Consider the following 2,010-nt stretch of genomic DNA (forward strand, 5'->3'; position numbering starts at 1 on the left):
TAGCAATGCGGTTCAAATAGGACAGGATTTTAAAAATAAGAAAGAGCTTCAGGTTATATTTGACTCCACGAAAACGGTTGGCGATTACCATTCAAGTACGAATTCAGACATTGGAGTGAGCTTCCGCAAATCATCCTATAATAGCTGGACCTATGTGTCTGTATCGTCGGTGAATGTCATTACGAAAGATTCTAATGTGATTAAATGGTATACCTACACGGCTTGCTTATTGATTCTTGCTGCTACTCTGCTGCTTGCCTGGCTGGGGTCGAGGAGAATGTACAGTCCCATAAATCATCTGTACCGCTTTCTGGCTGAGAAGGAGGAAGTGTCAACGGTCAATCATAGCAGTGATGAGATACAGTATATCGGCAGTCAAGTGAATGAGATGCTCCATACGAAGCACCGTCTTACCGGAATAATTGAAGGCCAGCAGCGATATGTGGATGAACTTTTCATGATCAAGCTTTATCAGGGAGAAGTGAGAGCGCAGGAAATCAATGAACGTCTGGATGCTATAACGGTTAATAGCAATTGGAGTTATATAGCTGTTATGGCAGTCCAGATTGATACGCTTGATAGAACTAGATATGAGATAAGTGATGAAGAGCTATTATTATTTGCTATAAATAATATTGTTGGTGAGGTTTTGCAGAAGAACGAAAGGTTGAAGCCTGTTGTTATGCAGCATACTCAGGTTACACTGATTGGAAGCAATGATTTAACCGAGGAATTATTTAAAATGAGAATTAATGAGTACGCCGATGAGATCAGACAAAAGATTGATCAGTTTCTGGGATTGAAAGTAAGCGTGGGGATTAGCCGTTTTTATCCAACCCTTGGATCTGCTCAATGGGCTTATCAGGAAGCAATCGAGGCGCTTAAATATACAATCCGGATGGGACCAAGCTGTATTATTCATATTATGGATGTGGAACCGGAGGGTACGATTCTATCACGTATTCCCGACGGAACTAAGCAGGAGTTGCTTGATGCAATCAAGTTGGCGAATTATTCTCAAGCGGACCTGCTGCTGCATGCTTATCTTCAAGATATATTTTACGAGAAGGTAGGGCACAGGGAATACTTTGTTCCTCTAACAGCATTCCTTTTGGATCTAGTACGAATGGCGCAGAGCTTAGGTGAACCCATTGAATCGCTTTATGATGGAGAAAAGTCACTTATTGATCATCTGTATCAGCTTAAAACGATCATGGAAATTGAACAATGGTTTAGCCAAATACTCATCTATCCAATGATGGATTTATTAGAGAAGAAACGAAAAAATCAATATGCCAAAATCTCAGATCAAATGCTGGCCATGATCCACGAAGAGGCTGAGAATGACCTATCGTTAGATCAATGCGCATCAAGGCTGGGCTATCACCCGGATTATATCCGTGGTGTATTTCGCAAGGAGGTAGGCATCAATTTCAGCGATTATTTATCGAATTTCCGTTTGCAGTTAGCCAAGAAGCTGCTTGTCAATACCGATTTGAAGATTTTGGAGATTGCTGAGCGTTTGCAATATAATAATTCGCAAAACTTCATTCGATATTTCCGCAAACAAGAAGGCATAACACCAGGACAATACCGTGAAAAACATCAAATTAATCATTGATTGGCGTTTTTTTTAAGCTGTGAAGTTGAAAATCGGCAGGGGCACAAATATTATAAAACGATGCGTGCTCACACGCTATTCGATAAATTGACTTGAAACCTGTTGTGATCTGGAACCTTGATCTATCAGGTTTTTTTTATTTGTAACTGAAGGGATTCTGATGGTAAAAKCCAGCATTACAAAGGGTTTTGAGTGATTGAGAAAAGGGAAATTGATTTTCAAAAACTAAATGAGGCTGCATTTCCCTTTTCTCTTTGCATAGGGGAAGGACTTGAAAGCTTCGCACCTCAGATCGAACGCACAGAAGAGCAGGCAACAGTACGTGGAAGCTGGAATAACGAGCAGCTGGCGCTTTCTTTGCCGCTGCGACCAGGCACGCTGTAATTACC

Annotated in this window: 2 protein-coding genes; both read left to right on the plus strand. The window is 41.0% G+C overall.

Translation table 11 applies throughout. The features are described from left to right. Positions 1 to 1,621, plus strand: a 1,621-nt coding sequence (locus AC1DWN_RS32960) for a helix-turn-helix domain-containing protein (RefSeq protein WP_477563054.1), incomplete at its 5' end; no start/stop codon positions are given. A 192-nt stretch (positions 1,622 to 1,813) separates the two neighbouring features. After that, entirely contained in the window at positions 1,814 to 2,005 is a 192-nt protein-coding gene (locus AC1DWN_RS32965; protein ID WP_477563055.1) for a hypothetical protein, read from the plus strand. The last annotated feature ends 5 nt before the right edge of the window (positions 2,006 to 2,010 follow it).

The organism is Paenibacillus sp. P4_A7, from assembly GCF_056402455.1.